Raw genomic sequence first — 16,076 nt, 5'->3', positions numbered from 1 at the left:
ACTCAGTGTATGCTGATAGCTGATGGTCGATCGCTGGTATAGCTCTGACCATAAGGTTTAGAACGGGCGTATAAGGGTAGAACCCTGCTTGCTCCACTAACCGAATCCATCACCGCTATAGCTGTAAAATCGTGAGTTGCAAGATTGGCATTTTAGGACTGGGAACTGTTGGTACGGGCGTGGCGAAGATTTTGCTCGATCCTGAGGGTCGCCACCCAGTTCTGCGCGAAATAGAAATTAAAAGCGTGGGCGTGCGATCGCTTTCTACTAAACGCGACGTTGACCTACCTGCGAGCTATTACACCAATAACTTAGAGTCGATTGTTAACGATCCAGATATCGAAATTATCGTAGAGCTAATTGGGGGACTGGAACCAGCGCGGAGCCTAATTTTACAGGCGATCGCCAATGGCAAGCATGTCGTGACGGCAAATAAAGCCGTGCTGGCTCGCTATGGAGCCGAGATTTTTACGGCGGCTAAGGCCAATGGCGTATACGTGATGCTGGAGGCATCCGTAGGGGGTGGGATTCCGATTATTCAGGCTTTAAAGCAAGCGCTGGGAGCCAATCGCATCGCTGCCGTGACGGGCATTATCAACGGCACGACTAACTACATCCTCAGCCGCATGCACCAGGAAGGTGGAGCCTTTGAGGACATTTTGGCAAACGCTCAAGCCCTGGGTTATGCCGAAGCCGATCCCACCGCTGATGTAGACGGGTACGACGCTGCTGACAAAATTGCGATTCTGGCTAGTCTGGCTTTTGGCGATCGCATCAAGCTCGACGAAATCTATCGCGAAGGGATTCGCAACGTTACCAGTATTGATATTCACTGGGCAACCGAGTTGGGCTTTGCGATCAAGTTATTAGGCATTGCCAGACATGCAGTTGTTGATGGTGAGTCCGGCTTAGATATCCGCGTTCATCCTACCCTGATTCCCATTACCCATCCTCTAGCCAGTATTAATGGCGTTACCAATGCAGTTACAGTAGCGGGCGATCCAATAGGCGAAGTGGTATTTTCCGGGCCAGGTGCTGGATCGGGAGCGACAGCAAGCGCGGTTGTAGCTGACATAATTAACGTTGTCGCCGCACTCAAGTCAGGCACTGGCAAGATCAATCAGTTGATGGGTTGTTCGCACCAGCACTATGCCAAGGTACATTCAGTTGATAGTAATAAAACTCAGTTTTACGTGCGTTTAATTGCCCGCGATCGCCCTGGTGTAATTGGCGAGATCGGCATGCGTTTTGGCAAGCACCTCGTCAACCTCGAAAGTATCATCCAGAAAAATAGCCACGGCGAATTTGCTGAAGTTGTGGTGGTAACTAAGCAAGTGGTCGAGCGTAATTTTCAGACCGCGATCGCCGATATTAAAAACCTCGATGCGATCGAGAGCATTGCTACCGTGCTGAGGATTCTGTGAGCCTCTCTATGAACGAATCGCAACCTCTTCTGGCAATTAGCAGCTTAAACGTTAATTATGGTGGCATTCAGGCTCTACGCGATCTAGATCTCGTCGTCTATCCAGGCGAAATCGTTACGCTCATTGGTGCCAATGGTGCGGGCAAAACTACGACACTACGAGCAATTTCGCGACTGGTGGATATTCGCAGCGGGCAGATGCAATATCGCGGTAAAAATATTCGGCGATCGCGCCCCGACCAGATTGTCAAGATGGGCATCGCTCAAAGTCCGGAGGGTCGCAGGGTATTGGCACGTCAGTCGGTTCTGACCAATTTAGAGTTGGGAGCCTATACGCGCTCCGATGCCAAGGGCGTGCAGGAGGACATCGAACGTCAGTTTCGGGTATTTCCCCGACTGCAAGAACGCAAGCATCAATTAGCAGGGACGTTGAGCGGCGGCGAACAACAGATGTTAGCGATCGCGCGCGCCCTCATGAGTCGCCCTAAACTATTGCTTTTAGACGAACCGAGTTTGGGTTTAGCACCCCAGGTCGTCCGCGAAATTTTTGGCGTGATTCGCGACCTGCACGCCCAAGGCGTGACGATTTTGTTAGTCGAACAAAATGCTAATCTGGCATTGCAAGTAGCCGATCGCGGTTATGTTTTAGAAGCGGGACAAATTACGCTGTCGGGTCAGGCATCGGCATTGTTAGAAGATGAGGGTGTGAAAAAGGCATATTTGGGTTGAGCTGTTAATGAGAATTTTACTGGTTGAAGACGACGATCGCATAGCTCAACCCCTTGCCGAGGATCTCGAACACCAACATCATTTGGTGGACATTGCCAGAGATGGCGAGCAGGGATGGGAATGCGCTCAAGCCACTGACTACGACCTGATTTTACTAGACATCATGCTCCCGCGTTTGGATGGGATTACCTTATGCAAGCGCTTGCGTGCCGATGGCTTCTCCGCTTTTATTTTGATGCTAACCGCCCGAGATACGACTGCAGATAAAGTAATCGGTCTGGATGCGGGAGCGGATGATTATCTCGTCAAGCCCTTTGAATTGGAAGAAATAGAAGCTAGGGTGAGGGCTTTTTCGCGACGAGGCGATCGCGCCAACCTCATCAGTTTGGCACGCGAAGATTTGCAGCTCGATCTCGTTGCTTGTAAGGTCATGTATAAGGAGACTCCCCTAAATCTGACCCCTAAAGAGTATATGTTGATGGAGCTATTTTTGAGACATCCTACCCGGATTTTTAGTCGCAGCGCGCTCATCGATAAACTGTGGAGCTTCGATCGCTGTCCGGGGGAAGACGCAGTGAAAACGCACATCAAAGGACTGCGGCAAAAGCTCAAGGCAGTCGGAGCCTCAGAGGACATAATTGAGACAGTCCATGGTATGGGGTATCGCCTGCGATCGCCCGCCCCTGCACCTCCCAACTAATAACTAGCTCCCTCTAGCGGCTATATCGACTATGTTTAGAGCTATTCGCTATCGTCTTTTATTCATGTATTTACTAGTTCTCGGGACAATTCTGAGCGTATTCGCCCTGTCAGTCAGAATTGTGTTCGAGCACAACCGGATCGACCAACTCACCGAAGATCTCACCACCATAGCCGATGCTGCAACTAGAGAACTACAGTATGAAGATGGCAAACTTAAAGTAGATAGCGATTTTTCTGACAAGGATCTCAAAAATCGCGATCGCTCGTTGCAATGGTTTGACTCGCATGGAAAACTCATCGTTACCCTTGGCATGACCTTTCCTACTGTACCAGTTGCACTCGACCGTAAAGGTAAGAGTTCTTCTATCCAGGGACACATTCAAAGCGTTACCCTACCAATTACAAGCAACGACGGGCATCGCATCGGTTTTGCGCGAGCTAGTCAGTCCTTACAAGCCATAGACAAAACCATCGATCAATTAAATTGGGGGCTTGGCAGCGGTATTTTTGTTGCGATCTTCCTCAGCGGTATAGGTGGGATTTGGCTTACCAGTCAAGCAATGCAACCGATCGAGCGCAGCTTCGCGCAACTGCAGCAATTCACCTCTGATGCCTCCCACGAGTTGCGCAGTCCCCTTACCGCCATCAAAAATAATGCTGCTGTTGCGCTCAAGTACCCAGCAGGAATGCGCTCTAGCGATCGGCAAAAGTTTGAGGCAATTATCAGTGCTGCTAATCAGATTACCCAGCTCACCTCCGATCTGCTCCTGCTTGCCAGGGTCGATCGCTCTAAACTGCAAACTCAGGTACATCAACTCAACAGCATCTTGGAAGAACTGATCCAACAGTTGCGGCCACAGTTAGACGATAAAGCACTTCAGTTAAACCAAAATCTGATGGCTGGTTTAACCGTTGCTGGTGATGCCCCCCAACTGTCTCGTCTATTTCGCAATTTGTTAGAAAATGCCATTCAATACACGCCTAACGGCGGTCAGATAGGTATTAACACGGTTTTTTATCGCAAATACATCCAGGTCTCAATTGAGGATACTGGCATTGGCATTGCCCCAGCGGACATTAACAAAATATTCGATCGCTTTTGGCAAGCTGATAGCGCCCGTTCTTATCATTCTGGCGGTTCTGGTCTCGGGTTAGCAATTGCCAGAGCGATCGCCAACCATCACAACGGGCTAATTAGCGTCACCAGCCACCTAAACAAAGGATCTACCTTTACAGTCAGACTGCCGGTTGCAAAGCATAAGCTAATTTAATTCGGTACGCGCGATCTCAAACCTCACCAATTCCTCACCTTTATCTTCTAAGTTGATATAGCTATAGCTAACAGGCTTAGGACGGGGTGCAGGGGTGTCCCCCTGCGTGAGGGCACAGCCCCGCCCCCTGGACTAACAAATCTGTCTACAACTAAAAGTGTCTAGCTTCAGAAGAATATTAACCATGAAATCAAATTCAATTCGTAATTCTATAATCGCTGCTACTATCGCGTTGGGTTCTCTTTCCGCAGGTATTGCAGTTGCTAATACCGCAACTCAAACCAAGCCCGCTACCACCCCCAAAGTAGCTGAAACCAAACCTGCGCCTACTGCTAAACCCGCTGCATCTACCGTTAAAACGGTTGAATATACGTGTGCTGACAAAAAGACTTTGAAAGTAGAGTACTCTGACAAAGGCGCAAAGTTCGAATGGGATAAAAAACAACTGACTCTAGCTTCTGCCAAGGCAGGCTCCGGCACAAAATACAGCGATGGCAAAACTACTCTTTATACCAAAGACAAACTAACTTCTCTCGAGGCTAACGGCAAAAAGGTACTCGATCGATGCGTCGCAAAATAAGCTATAGCGTTTTTCAGATCGGAAAGATTAGGGGGTTTGGGGGCATTGCCCCCAAGAAGGGGAGGCAGGGCGGTCTTGGGGGTTCCCCGCTAGAGCCACTGCCGTGTGGAACCCCTTCACCCCGTCAATAAAACCTGTTCTCAGTTGAAAAACGCTATAGCAGATCGAAACAAAAGTTTTGAGTGAGTGGAGGGGGCTACGCCCCCTCCACTCACTCGCTGGTTTAAAATGGTAGGCAGATTAGCTGCAAACATACTATGAGCATTAGTCTTCCCCCCGCTCAAGAACACTTTATTCAATCTAAGATTCAGGCTGGTAAGTACCGTTCTGCCGAAGAAGTTCTGGAAATTCTCCTACGTTTATTGGATGAATACGATCGCTACAATTTGAAATGGGTTGAGGATACCAGGAGAAAAATCGAAGAAGCAGTTGCCGTCTCAAATCATACCGCTCCAATTGATGGAGAGACATTTGTGCATCAAATACTGGAGCGCTTCCAGCGATCGCATTAGGTATGCCTCACTGTAACTTATCATCTTTATTTGAGGAGTCTAACGAAAGTTGAAATATTTGAGTAAGTCTAGATTCCTAATAGCCAGACCAATACTTTTAGGAGTAACGCTATTCAGCCTATCGCTCGTAGGGAGCCTATATAAAGGGGATGCTTGGGCAGAGAAGCTTCAGCCCATTGACGAAGGCGCAACCGATCCATCATTCCAATCTTTTCGCAAGGAGTTATTAGCTGCTGCCAGGCGACGGGATAAGAACTACATTTTTAGCATTACCGCACCTGATATCAAATATACCTTTGGTCGCGGTGAAGGTTTAGCAGATTTCAAGAAGCACTCCGGCTTTAGCGATCCCAACCATGCTATCTGGGGAGATTTGATTGAAGTACTAGCGCTCGGTGGGGTATTTGAATCTAGCGATCGCGGCCAAAAGACATTTTGCACGCCCTACGTTTTCTGTAAATTTCCAGACAAGCTAGATGCTTTTACTAACGTAGTAGTTATTAAACCCAACGTTCCTCTGAGAAAAACTCCCAGTGCTAATGCTCCAGTAGTAGAAACATTATCCCATGACATCGTGCAACGAAATCAGGAATATAGAGATTCTCAATGGATAAAGATTACTACTCCCAATAATAAGGAGGGATACGTACTACATCAAGAAGTTCGCAGTCCGATAGACTATCGCGCGGTTTTTATTCAGGTCAATGGGAGATGGACAATGAAAACATTCATTTCTGGCGATTGACCGCCAAAATACAGTTATCTTTTGTTCCCATGCAAGGACTTTAGCAAATCGCTAACCCAAACTCAAATTAAACATAATGTCTACCTACGATCGCATCTATGACGTAGTGCGCCAGATCCCGAAAGGTCAGGTGGCGACCTACGGGCAGATTGCCGAGTTGTCCGATCTAGTTGGCAAAGCCAGGTTAGTTGGTTACGCCCTTTTCCAGATCGATACCCCCTCCTCTGATATCCCCTGGCATCGCGTCATTAATGCCAAAGGCGAAATATCCTACTCCCCCCTGCGACGTGGAGCCGATTACCTCCAGCGATCGCTGCTCGAACAGGAAGGCATCACATTCAGCGTTGACGGTAAAGTTAACCTGCGGCAGTTTCGCTGGCAGCCGCGATCGCTGGGTAATTAATCAGGTACTCAGCAAAATTAAAGCTTTGTAAAATTTCAGGTAGGCTCGACTACAATAACTGCTGTAGTTCGATGTTGAAGAATTGGCATTAATTGAATAGATTCTGTACTATTTGGTGTTACCTAAAGGCAGTGAGCTACGTCACCGATCCTGAAATTGCCCGAATAGTAAACTAAAAAATTAAGGTAAACCCAGTTAAATTGTTATGTCTGAAAAAAAATCAAATATCCTGGTACCCGTAGTTGGCGCGGCAATTGTCGCAGCAGGGGGGGCAGGAGCCTACTTCTACTTCAAAAACAATATCACGCTGGGGCCAGCCCAGGTAGTTAGCGCGGCAAAGATCGTACCCCAGCAGGTAATTATGGCTGCCTCTATCTCTACTGATGGAGCAGCTTGGTCGCAATTAGAGCAGTTCCAAACGCCTGAGACCAAAAAAATCTTTGATGAGGCCTTAAAGCAAATTCAGGCATCAGCCGCTAAGAATGAAGTTGACTTTGAAAAAGACATCAAACCCTGGGCAGGTAACATTATGTTTGCGATCCTACCTGGCAAACCTGCCGTATCGCAGTCCAACCGCAGCCAGTTACGTGCGTTGCCTGTCTCGACTAGCAGCCTTGCTCAAGAAGCCCCTGCAACCACAGGTAAAGGCGAACCCAATCTGCTATTTGTGGTTGAAATAAAAGACAAGGAGAAGGCTAACCAATTTATAGAAAAGACAAAGTCTAAGAACAACCAGAAATTCCAGCAAATTGACTATAGGGGCATTCAAATTAATGAGGAAACAGGCAGTACCGGCCAACCGACGATCTATGCCTTTGTGGATAATTTTCTCGTACTAGCACCCCAGAAAGCCTCACTAGAAAAAGCGATCGACACCTATAAAGGTGGGGCATCTGTTGCTAATTCATTGACTGCCGAGAACTTGGAGCTTAAGAATCCAGTTATTCAGTTCTACATGCCCAACTTCCCCGATGCCGTGCAGCAGTTGACTGCTCTTAATCCTGAGGCTGCTCAAATCCCCCAAGCATCTTTAGAGCAACTGAAGTTGATCAAATCTGTCAATGTTGGTGTGGGCATAGATGGTGATGGCATTAGATTAAAGGGCGTTACCAAGATCGACCCTAATTACTTGAAGGTTGAATTCAAGCCATCTCCAGGCAAAGTGATCGCCCAGTTCCCATCTGAGACATTTGCCTTAATTTCAGGTGTAAATATCAAAGCACGGTGGGAACAATTTACTCAAGATGCGGAGAAAATTCCCGAACTGAAAACAGCCCTGACTGAGGTAAGGCAGCAGGCCAAGTCGTCACCCCTAGCGATCGATGTTGACAAGGATATCTTTGGATGGATGGATGGTGAGTTTGCGCTGGCTGGCATTACCAACAGCGAAGGGGTTCTAGCTCCAGTTGGAGCTGCCCCTGCTTTGGTTTTCCAAACCAGCAACCGTCCTGCGGCTGAAGCTTTGCTGAAGAAGTTGGATGACTACATCAAAAGCAATAGTGGCACGGTAGAGACTAAAGATGTTAGTGGTGTTGCAGTGACGCAGTGGTCGTTCCCTGGTGCCCAAAACGTCATTAGTCATGGTTGGTACGCACAAGATGCATTTTTTGTTACGGCTGGGCCTTTGGCAAATGCACTAGCTACAAAGCCTGCTAACGCTCTCGATAGCAGCCAAGCATTTAAGACTATTACAGGTTCGCTTTTAAGTCCTAACCTTGGCTATTTTTACCTGGATGCAGACAAAACCTGGGCGTTGATTACTGAAAAAGTGCCAACTGTAAAATCTGAAGTTCCACCAGAAGCTAATGCCTTTATTAGTTCAGTACGGGGGATAGCTGGTACAGCCGTCATGCCCGACAAGTCTACCAGCAGGTTTGAACTACTCCTCGCCCTCAAAAAAGGCGGTAAATAGTACTACTGTAGGGGCAGATCTATAGTGTCTGCCCTCACGTGCCCCACCTAACATAATGGGTGCGATCGATGACCTTGCCAACGGTAACAACAAAGACAGAGAATAAGAAGGAGCAAGCAAGTCAAGGCAACTAGAAGTTAAACAACCTATTATGAAAGACGTACTGTCGGTAATTTTGGGCGGCGGACAAGGTTCGCGCCTCTATCCCCTTACAAAACGGCGCGCTAAACCAGCAGTGCCACTGGGGGGCAAATATCGCCTCATCGACATCCCGGTCAGCAACTGCCTCAACTCCGGCATGGAAAAGATCTATGTCTTGACGCAATTTAACTCTACCTCACTCAACCGCCATATTAATCAAACCTACCGTCCGTCCTCCTTTTCTGACGGGTTTGTCGATATTCTCGCGGCGCAGCAAACCCCCGACAATCCAGGCTGGTTCCAAGGTACAGCCGATGCCGTGCGCCAGTATCTCTGGTTATTGGAGTCGTGGGCGGTGCGAGACTTTCTCATCCTCTCCGGCGACCAACTTTATCGCATGGACTACCGCCAGTTTGTGGAGCGCCATCGCAGCACTGATGCTGACATTACCCTCTCGGTGCTACCCGTAGACCAGAAGAAAGCATCGGCATTTGGCTTGCTGAAAATTGACGAGTCCGGTCGAGTGGTGGATTTCAAAGAAAAGCCCAAGGGTGATGAACTGGAGAGCATGAAGGTGGATACTACCACTCTGGGTTTGGATGCGGCAGCAGCCAAAGATAATCCCTACATTGCCTCGATGGGGATTTACGTGTTCAAGCGTGAAGCCATGATCGATCTGCTGAATCAACAAAAAGAACACACGGATTTTGGCAAAGAAATCATTCCGGGAGCGATCGCTTCAGGACGGAACGTACAGGCACACCTGTTCATGGATTATTGGGAGGACATCGGAACGATAGAAGCATTTTACAATGCTAATTTAGACTTGACGAAGCATCCCAAGGCACCGTTTAGCTTGTATGAGGAAGACGCGCCGATATATACCCGACCGAGGTATTTGCCCCCGACTAAGGTATTGGAATGTCAGGTGAGGGATTCGATGATCAGCGATGGCTGCATTATCGATCGCTCCACGGTGAATCATTCGGTGTTGGGCGTGCGGGTGCAGGTGAGTAGTGGCTGTACGATTGAAGACTCTTTGTTGATGGGGAGCGACTTTTACCAAACGGAGGAAGAGCGCGCGGCAGACTTGCGTGCGGGTAAGATACCGATAGGAATTGGTGAGAATACGATTATCCGGCGCGCGATCGTGGACAAGAACGCGCGGATCGGCAAGCACGTACAGATTATCAACAAGGAAGGGATTCAGGACACTACTAGTTGCGAGGACAAGGGATATTGCATTTGCAATGGGATAGTGGTGGTGCTCAAGGGCGCGACCATCCCGGATTACACGACGATTTAGGCGATCGCCTCGCAAAAATGCAACGATAATTATAGGGGCTGTAGGGGCAGTGCCTCGTGCCTGCCCTAACCAGACCAGTATCGAGGCGGCGCAAGCCATTGCCGTCCCTGTCAATAGATGATGCAGTTATTTCAAGCACTGTGCTTCTCTAGAAAATCGGCTACAGCCTGGTTAAATGCTAGTGGTTCTACCAAAAAAGTCCAGTGGTTGCCAGGTATTTTTTGAATCTGTAGATTTTTGAGGTAAGTGCGATAGGACTTTAGCTGCCATTCCAGGCGATTCAAGCCTCCGTCTGGTTGGAGGAAAAGAGTAGGAATCTCCAATGGCTCCGTCAGCCCTGTTACCTGCATTGTGTCCTCAAAGATCTCATCCCTAGCCTGTACGACAAACTTGCTGCCCCACCGTCCGTTCGGTTTCTGTTCCATGCTGGCTCGGAATACCGCCTGCTGAAGATCGCTCCAACCTCGATACTGTTTGAGCTGGCGTGCCTGTTGTTCTGCTAGCTCGTAGCTGGCAAATGGCCCCATCGTTTTGAGGAAGGGCAGCGTGCGATAAATAATCGGTAGGGTCAATCCCAGCCAATTGGGCATGCGATCGATGAAAAACGGATCGACCAGGATCGCGCTGCGCAAGCGCTGTGGTTTTTGTCTGGCCCACACCGCCACCACTTTAGCCGACCAGGAATGAGCGATCGCATGGGTCGATCGCCAGCCAGCGCTATCCATTAAAGCTTCTAAATCGGCAATGATATCGCCACAACGGTAGCCATTGGCAGGTTTGCTGCTGTCTCCATGTCCGCGTAAATCTGGGGCGATAATATGGTAGCGATCCTGCAAAGATTCTGCCAAACTCAGCCATACCGCGCTACTATCAGCCAACCCGTGCAGCAAAAGCAGCGGCTCCTGTCCCTGGTTCCACTCCAAATAGCTGAGGTCGATGTGCGGCAGATTTAAAATTTGGCGATGAGCCTGGATTTGCACTAATAATTTTGACGGAGACATGCGAGGCAACCACGAGTTTGTTGTCCGTATTATAGCGATCGCTGTACTGAAGCCATCTCAGAGATCATCGATACACTTTATGGTTTATTTGGCTTATTTGGTATAACTATTTAAAATTTGCTGTTTCTGTGTTAATTCTTAAGTGCGTTTCGTGGCACGATCGAATCCGCCATGTAAACTAATACGTTTGCATTGTCCTTCACACGCATAGCTCTCGTGAAAATACTGCGACTAATTCCATTTTTCGATCCCACAGTAGGAAATTGGGCAGCCGAAGCTAGATTGCTACGGTGGATGACTTTCCTATGGTTACTGGCAGGGTTAGCGATTATGTTCTCTGCTTCCTTTGCCTCCGCTGCTGCCGATCCCAACATCAAAGACGGGCTTTATTACTTCAAAGCACAGTTGATATGGATTACGATCGGACTGTTTTTGTTTGGCATCATAGTCCATTTACCCCTGCGGACTACACTCAAGGTTGCTAGTGTTGGCCTATTTATTGCTCTAGCCCTCCTGTTTGCTACCCATACTAGTGTTGGCGAAACTAGAAACGAATCAACCCGCTGGATCAAATTTGGATCGTTTTTAATCCAACCTTCTGAGTTAATCAAGCCATTTTTAGTACTGCAAGCTGCTCAACTGTTTGGGCGTTGGCAACAAACTAAGTGGCAATTGCGCCTGCTGTGGCTGGCGATATTTGCGATCGCCCTTGCTGGTATTCTCCTGCAACCCAGCCTGAGCATGACAGCCTTGTGCGGCATCACGCTCTGGACGATCGCTCTGGGGGCAGGGTTGCCCATGTCGCAACTACTTGGTACTGCTGCTCTCGGAGTTATAGTGGCCGTCGCTAGCATAGCTTCAAAGCCATATCAGCTTAAGCGCATCCTGTCCTTTTTAAATCCCTGGCTGGATCGAGCAGGTGACGGATATCAACTATCCCAAAGCCTGATGGCAATTGGTTCCGGCGGTATTACGGGTGTGGGTTATGGCATGTCAGGCATGAAGTTATATTTACCCATTCAAGACACTGACTTCATTTTTGGTGTTTTTGCAGAAGAATTCGGCCTAATTGGTGGAATTGTCCTGATTGTCGCAATTTTAATTTTTGGCGCGATCGGCTTGCGCGTAGCTCTCAAGAGTAAGGATCGCATTGTTAGTCTGGTCGCGATTGGCACGACAGTATTGTTAGTGGGGCAATCTTTCTTGAATATTGGCGTTGCGTCAGGAGCGCTGCCTACTACGGGCCTACCATTCCCGCTGATTAGTTACGGCGGCAGTTCCATGCTATCGAGTCTGATTGTAGCGGGACTGCTCGTGCGCTCTGCCCGCGAAGTGTCGAGCGCGGAAGTGATTCCCCTCCAGCCCAAAAGAAACGATCGCTCTCCCAATTCAAGGCCGACAAGATCTGAATCTAGAGATGAGAGGCAGGCAAGATTAGCGGCAAAACGTCAGTAACCTTGAGGCTGCTATAAAATTAAGTGTATTGAAGATCTAATTGATTAAGGTATAGCAGTGTATGTATGCGCATGCGCTTAATTGGAATCCAGCGATCGCAGTGACCGAAGAGCAGTTTTTGTTGCTAGCAATCCAAAATCCTGACTTAAGACTGGAGCGAATGTCTACGGGAGAATTAGTAATTATGCCGCCTACAGGTGGAGATACAGGCGAGCGCAACTCAGATGTCAACGGCCAACTCTGGTATTGGAACCAACAAACTAAACTTGGCAAAGTCTACGACTCTTCCACTGGCTTTAGACTACCTAATGGTGCGACGCGCTCTCCTGATGCTGCTTGGATTACCGTAGGGCGATGGCAAGCTCTTTTACCAGAGCAAAGAAAAAAGTTTTTACCCCTATGTCCCGATTTTGCGGTTGAAATCCGCTCTGAAAGCGACAGGCTAGATACCATTCAGGCAAAAATGCTGGAATACTTAGCCAACGGACTGCGTTTAGGATGGCTAATTGACTCAAAAACAAAAATCGTTGAAGTTTATCGCCACGATCGCCCCGTAGAAGTTTTAAATTCACCAACTAAGCTTTCAGGTGAAGATGTATTGCCTGGTTTTATGCTCGATCTGTCACAGATATTGAGCTAGGCAGATTGCGACGCGAGCGGTGTCGATCGCCAGATCTCCTCAAACTGAATTACCGTATGTACTTGCCACTCTGGATCGATTTGAGGATAGTCGATCCGATAGTGAGCGCCACGGCTCTCGCTGCGAAATAAAGCCGATCTCACTAATAAGTAGGCAAAGTCCATGAGGTTGCGGGTTTCTACCCAGAGGCGATCGCTATACTTTTTAGCTGTAATTTCTTGCCGCCAAACCTGAATTTGGCTCAAGGCAGTTTCTAGCTCCGCACCACTCCGACAAATTCCCGCCGCTTGCCAGGTCAACTCTTGCAAAGAGGATTTCAACATTTGCAAACGCCCTATCTCCTCTCGATCTGCCTGCCGATCTAACAAATCCAGATCCAGATTTGCTAAATTCACGGGTGCGGGGAATTCTGACACTTCGAGTAAATCGCGAACGCGTTCGGCCAAACGCGCCCCAAATACAAAGCACTCCAGCAAAGAATTACTGGCGAGACGGTTGGCACCATGCACGCCCGTACTTGCAGTTTCGCCCACCGCATACAAGCCAGGGATAGAAGTGGCTCCATAGGTATCCGTGACAATGCCACCCATGCAGTAATGGGCAGCGGGTGTTACGGGGATAGGAGTTGAAAAAATATCGATCTGCCAATTTTGACAGATGCGCATAATGTTGGGGAAACGACGGGAGATCGTCTCTGGCGCGATCGCCTGCAAGTCTAGAAATACCGTGGAATCGCCAGTTTTACTCAGGTGCTTAAACACAGCCCGACTGACGATATCGCGGGGAGCCAGTTCGCCCCTGGAGTCGTAGTCAAATACAAACCGCCTGCCATTGGCATCAACTAGATACGCGCCTTCGCCCCGCACGGCTTCGCTGATCAAAAAACGCGGCGCGCCCTCTACCGCCAACGCCGTAGGATGAAACTGAACGAACTCCATATCCCTAATTGCAGCACCTGCTCGCCAGGCGATCGCTACCCCATCACCCGTACTAGACGGCGGATTGGTAGTCTGAGCAAACACCTGAGCACCACCACCTGTTGCCAGCACTACCACAGGAGCCAGCAGGCATTCCACCATACTATTCGGTGCTAAAGATACACAAAACACCCCAGCACATCTACCCCGATTGAGGTAAAGATCCAGAGCTAGAGTCGAATCAAAAACATGAACATTCGGATTAGCCAAAACTCGAGCAGCTAGCGTACTTACCAACGCTCGACCTGTTGCGTCGGCAGCATGTAAGACCCGTCGCCGCGAGTGTGCTGCCTCCAGGGTGACAGCTAGCGACTGCCCGTGGCGATCGAAATCTACGCCCAGAGCGAGCAGGTTTTCAATTTGTTGCTTTGCTGAAGCAACTAGAATGGCAACGGCACTGGGTTCGCATAAACCAGCGCCAGCCTTGAGCGTATCGTCGGCATGTAAGCTGGGGGAGTCGTCACCCGCCACCACAGCAGCAATACCGCCCTGCGCCCAGTCGCTAGCCGATATGGAGAGATTGTCTTTAGCAATGAGAGCAATTTGCCACTGAGCAGAATCGCCCGATGATTTGTCAGCAAGTGAAAGGGCAGTATACAATCCGGCAGCACCTGCACCTATCACTACTGCGTCGAAGTTTTTAGCAGTCACGCTTCGATGAAAGGTTAGTCCTAAATAGATTAAGGATGGACAAAGCACGGGGCCGCCCATCCTTACAAATCCAAACATCAATCTTTGGTATTACCCAAAAATTACTCAAAAGTTAGAGGCGATAATTGGCATTATTAATGCGCTCGCGTTGCATGGAATTATCTGGTTTGAACAGGGTAAAGCGATCGGCGTTTTCCCTGATTTTTGCCTGTTGCTCGGAGGTGAGTCCCTTGACTGCTAAGACTTCATCCAGAGAGTTATAGGGAGCATTCTCAACAATAATGCGTCCAAGCGTGGGGTACATGCCTGGAATTTTACGAAATTCATAAATATTGGCATTATTGAGATCGATCTTGCTGTTATCAGCTTTGATATAGCTAGTATCGGGTAAATCCGCGGCAAAAGCATAATTGCTATTGCTCGTACCTAAAAATCCAGCCACAAAAATCATTGCGATTGCTGCGGTGGCAACCAAAAAGCGGGCTAAAGCTTTCATCATCGTATTTCTCAAATCAAATCTAGAAATTTAGTTTATGAAAAGAATCCTGATCCTAGAGATTACCAGAAAAAGGTAATGTAAAATCGGGACTTTAACCTATGTTAGCCAATCAGTAATTGGAGACTGCCATTACGGTTTTTACCCAGGCTATTACAGGTTTCACTCCATGTAACTAACTTACCCGCCGCCGACAATAGTGACGATCTCCAGGCGATCGCCTTCTTTGAGGATAGTATCGTCCCAAAACTGGCGATGCAAAATTTCACCGTTGTATTCAACTGCTACTAAACGCGGATTTAAGCCTAGGAAGCTAAGCAACTGGGGCATGTTGGTATTCGGGGCACAAGTTTTGCTACTGCCATTCACCTGTAGTGCGATCGTTTCCACAAAACACTTAATAACTAACACTGATGGTCTAGTTTCAATTGTAATCCAACCATAGGCCCGTGCGTACGATTGGACTGCAATACGACAGTGTTCAGATAAATAAAAAAACCTGACAGAATGCCTGGCAGGTCTCTAAAAGAGGTAAAAATGATTGTTTAAATACTAACTGGTGGATATCGCGTTCGCCTCACCTGGCTGCCGCATCTATGCCTCACCCATCAGTACAAACAGCAATCGCCCGGTAAGCTGGCCGCATAGGTGAAGTACTCGACATCTCATTTTAGTTATTCTAAGTACATCAAGTAGAACTTGCTTGACTCGAAGTGAAATAGTAAAAGGGAACCAACACTCGCAAGAAATTGCGGGTGTTTTTATAGCTATAGCGTCTTTCATCTGAAAACGAGAAGGGGGTTTGGGGGCGTTACCCCCAAGAAGGGGTTCTACCCCTTCACCCCGTCAATAAAACCTGTTCTCAATTGAAAAACGCTATAATAGCTCTTTGAAGATTTATGCTGCGATCGCTCCAAAATACATTAGCTGCCTTGCAATCAAAGGGCAAAACCCCCAGCAGAATCTGCTGGGGGTTGATAGGAGAGAGATGATTTTGATGACTAGTTTTAGTTTAGGATTACAGCTCGGTCATGCCACCCCCCACTTGAATCATAAAGTTCTCACCCAGTTGGCTAGAGATCGATCGCCCCAATGAATAAACAGTCGAGTGAAGCGTTAAGTAAATAGATAC

At 48.3% G+C, this 16,076-nt stretch carries 16 protein-coding genes; 12 read left to right on the top strand and 4 right to left on the bottom strand.

The genetic code is table 11. The features are described from left to right. The first annotated feature begins 131 nt into the window (after window positions 1-131). The 10 genes from PSE6802_RS0124180 to PSE6802_RS0124135 all read left to right on the top strand — a co-directional run bounded on the left by PSE6802_RS0124180 (window position 132) and on the right by PSE6802_RS0124135 (window position 9,724). The gene (locus tag PSE6802_RS0124180) at window positions 132-1,424 is read left to right on the top strand and encodes a homoserine dehydrogenase (RefSeq protein ID WP_019502590.1); all 1,293 of its coding nucleotides are present in this window, start codon (window positions 132-134) and stop codon (window positions 1,422-1,424) included. Between the two features lie 8 nt (window positions 1,425-1,432). Beyond that, a complete protein-coding gene (locus PSE6802_RS0124175; RefSeq protein WP_019502589.1) occupies window positions 1,433-2,152 on the top strand; it encodes an ABC transporter ATP-binding protein in 720 nt (239 codons plus the stop codon). 7 nt (window positions 2,153-2,159) lie between these two features. Further along, a complete protein-coding gene (locus tag PSE6802_RS0124170; protein ID WP_019502588.1) occupies window positions 2,160-2,852 on the top strand; it encodes a response regulator transcription factor in 693 nt (230 codons plus the stop codon). A 31-nt stretch (window positions 2,853-2,883) separates the two neighbouring features. Further along, a complete protein-coding gene (locus tag PSE6802_RS0124165; RefSeq protein ID WP_026103524.1) occupies window positions 2,884-4,125 on the top strand; it encodes a sensor histidine kinase in 1,242 nt (413 codons plus the stop codon). 184 nt (window positions 4,126-4,309) lie between these two features. Continuing rightward, window positions 4,310-4,705, top strand: a complete 396-nt coding sequence (locus PSE6802_RS30195) for an MliC family protein (protein WP_019502586.1) — start codon at window positions 4,310-4,312, stop codon at window positions 4,703-4,705. Window positions 4,706-4,962: 257 nt separating this feature from the next. Then, window positions 4,963-5,217, top strand: a complete 255-nt coding sequence (locus tag PSE6802_RS0124155) for a ribbon-helix-helix domain-containing protein (protein ID WP_019502585.1) — start codon at window positions 4,963-4,965, stop codon at window positions 5,215-5,217. Between the two features lie 58 nt (window positions 5,218-5,275). Next, the gene (locus PSE6802_RS0124150) at window positions 5,276-5,962 is read left to right on the top strand and encodes an SH3 domain-containing protein (RefSeq protein ID WP_019502584.1); all 687 of its coding nucleotides are present in this window, start codon (window positions 5,276-5,278) and stop codon (window positions 5,960-5,962) included. A 76-nt stretch (window positions 5,963-6,038) separates the two neighbouring features. Further along, on the top strand, window positions 6,039-6,365 hold the full coding sequence (locus PSE6802_RS0124145; RefSeq protein ID WP_019502583.1) for an MGMT family protein: 327 nt from the start codon (window positions 6,039-6,041) through the stop codon (window positions 6,363-6,365). A 205-nt stretch (window positions 6,366-6,570) separates the two neighbouring features. Continuing rightward, on the top strand, window positions 6,571-8,277 hold the full coding sequence (locus PSE6802_RS0124140) for a DUF3352 domain-containing protein (RefSeq protein WP_019502582.1): 1,707 nt from the start codon (window positions 6,571-6,573) through the stop codon (window positions 8,275-8,277). A gap of 151 nt (window positions 8,278-8,428) precedes the next feature. Then, window positions 8,429-9,724, top strand: a complete 1,296-nt coding sequence (locus tag PSE6802_RS0124135) for a glucose-1-phosphate adenylyltransferase (protein ID WP_019502581.1) — start codon at window positions 8,429-8,431, stop codon at window positions 9,722-9,724. A gap of 131 nt (window positions 9,725-9,855) precedes the next feature. On the opposite strand, the gene PSE6802_RS0124130 is transcribed toward PSE6802_RS0124135, so the two are convergent. After that, window positions 9,856-10,725, bottom strand: coding sequence for an alpha/beta fold hydrolase (locus tag PSE6802_RS0124130; RefSeq protein ID WP_019502580.1), 870 nt, complete (start codon window positions 10,723-10,725; stop codon window positions 9,856-9,858). A gap of 216 nt (window positions 10,726-10,941) precedes the next feature. Here PSE6802_RS0124130 and PSE6802_RS0124125 point away from each other — a divergent pair, with 216 nt between their 5' ends. Together PSE6802_RS0124125 and PSE6802_RS0124120 are read left to right on the top strand one after the other, a co-directional pair. After that, window positions 10,942-12,180, top strand: coding sequence for an FtsW/RodA/SpoVE family cell cycle protein (locus PSE6802_RS0124125; RefSeq protein ID WP_036945736.1), 1,239 nt, complete (start codon window positions 10,942-10,944; stop codon window positions 12,178-12,180). 61 nt (window positions 12,181-12,241) lie between these two features. Beyond that, window positions 12,242-12,820: a Uma2 family endonuclease gene (locus PSE6802_RS0124120; protein ID WP_019502578.1), complete on the top strand. Its 579-nt coding sequence runs from the start codon at window positions 12,242-12,244 to the stop codon at window positions 12,818-12,820. On the opposite strand, the gene nadB is transcribed toward PSE6802_RS0124120, so the two are convergent. The 3 genes from nadB to thiS all read right to left on the bottom strand — a co-directional run bounded on the left by nadB (window position 12,817) and on the right by thiS (window position 15,355). Continuing rightward, on the bottom strand, window positions 12,817-14,508 hold the full coding sequence (gene nadB, locus PSE6802_RS0124115) for an L-aspartate oxidase (RefSeq protein WP_019502577.1): 1,692 nt from the start codon (window positions 14,506-14,508) through the stop codon (window positions 12,817-12,819). The two genes, PSE6802_RS0124120 and nadB, sit on opposite strands and share 4 nt — an antisense overlap. A 52-nt stretch (window positions 14,509-14,560) precedes the next feature. Next, window positions 14,561-14,947, bottom strand: a complete 387-nt coding sequence (gene psbU, locus PSE6802_RS0124110; protein WP_225902707.1) for a photosystem II complex extrinsic protein PsbU — start codon at window positions 14,945-14,947, stop codon at window positions 14,561-14,563. Between the two features lie 177 nt (window positions 14,948-15,124). Next, window positions 15,125-15,355: a sulfur carrier protein ThiS gene (thiS, locus tag PSE6802_RS0124105; protein ID WP_225902706.1), complete on the bottom strand. Its 231-nt coding sequence runs from the start codon at window positions 15,353-15,355 to the stop codon at window positions 15,125-15,127. Window positions 15,356-16,076: the final 721 nt, after the last annotated feature.

Origin of the sequence: Pseudanabaena sp. PCC 6802, from assembly GCF_000332175.1 — a bacterium.
Classification (GTDB): domain Bacteria; phylum Cyanobacteriota; class Cyanobacteriia; order Pseudanabaenales; family Pseudanabaenaceae; genus PCC-6802.
This window is presented reverse-complemented; position numbering and strand designations above follow the sequence as displayed.

What these genes read in the sequence shown, in the direction of transcription:
- PSE6802_RS0124165 (WP_026103524.1), top strand. Translation starts at nt 2,884, where the DNA reads ATGTTTAGAGCTATTCGCTATCGTCTTTTATTCATGTATTTACTAGTT.
- psbU (WP_225902707.1), bottom strand. Translation starts at nt 14,947, where the DNA reads ATGATGAAAGCTTTAGCCCGCTTTTTGGTTGCCACCGCAGCAATCGCA.
- PSE6802_RS0124175 (WP_019502589.1), top strand. Translation starts at nt 1,433, where the DNA reads ATGAACGAATCGCAACCTCTTCTGGCAATTAGCAGCTTAAACGTTAAT.
- PSE6802_RS0124135 (WP_019502581.1), top strand. Translation starts at nt 8,429, where the DNA reads ATGAAAGACGTACTGTCGGTAATTTTGGGCGGCGGACAAGGTTCGCGC.
- nadB (WP_019502577.1), bottom strand. Translation starts at nt 14,508, where the DNA reads ATGGGCGGCCCCGTGCTTTGTCCATCCTTAATCTATTTAGGACTAACC.
- PSE6802_RS0124155 (WP_019502585.1), top strand. Translation starts at nt 4,963, where the DNA reads ATGAGCATTAGTCTTCCCCCCGCTCAAGAACACTTTATTCAATCTAAG.
- PSE6802_RS0124170 (WP_019502588.1), top strand. Translation starts at nt 2,160, where the DNA reads ATGAGAATTTTACTGGTTGAAGACGACGATCGCATAGCTCAACCCCTT.
- PSE6802_RS0124140 (WP_019502582.1), top strand. Translation starts at nt 6,571, where the DNA reads ATGTCTGAAAAAAAATCAAATATCCTGGTACCCGTAGTTGGCGCGGCA.
- PSE6802_RS0124145 (WP_019502583.1), top strand. Translation starts at nt 6,039, where the DNA reads ATGTCTACCTACGATCGCATCTATGACGTAGTGCGCCAGATCCCGAAA.
- PSE6802_RS0124120 (WP_019502578.1), top strand. Translation starts at nt 12,242, where the DNA reads ATGTATGCGCATGCGCTTAATTGGAATCCAGCGATCGCAGTGACCGAA.
- PSE6802_RS0124130 (WP_019502580.1), bottom strand. Translation starts at nt 10,725, where the DNA reads ATGTCTCCGTCAAAATTATTAGTGCAAATCCAGGCTCATCGCCAAATT.
- PSE6802_RS30195 (WP_019502586.1), top strand. Translation starts at nt 4,310, where the DNA reads ATGAAATCAAATTCAATTCGTAATTCTATAATCGCTGCTACTATCGCG.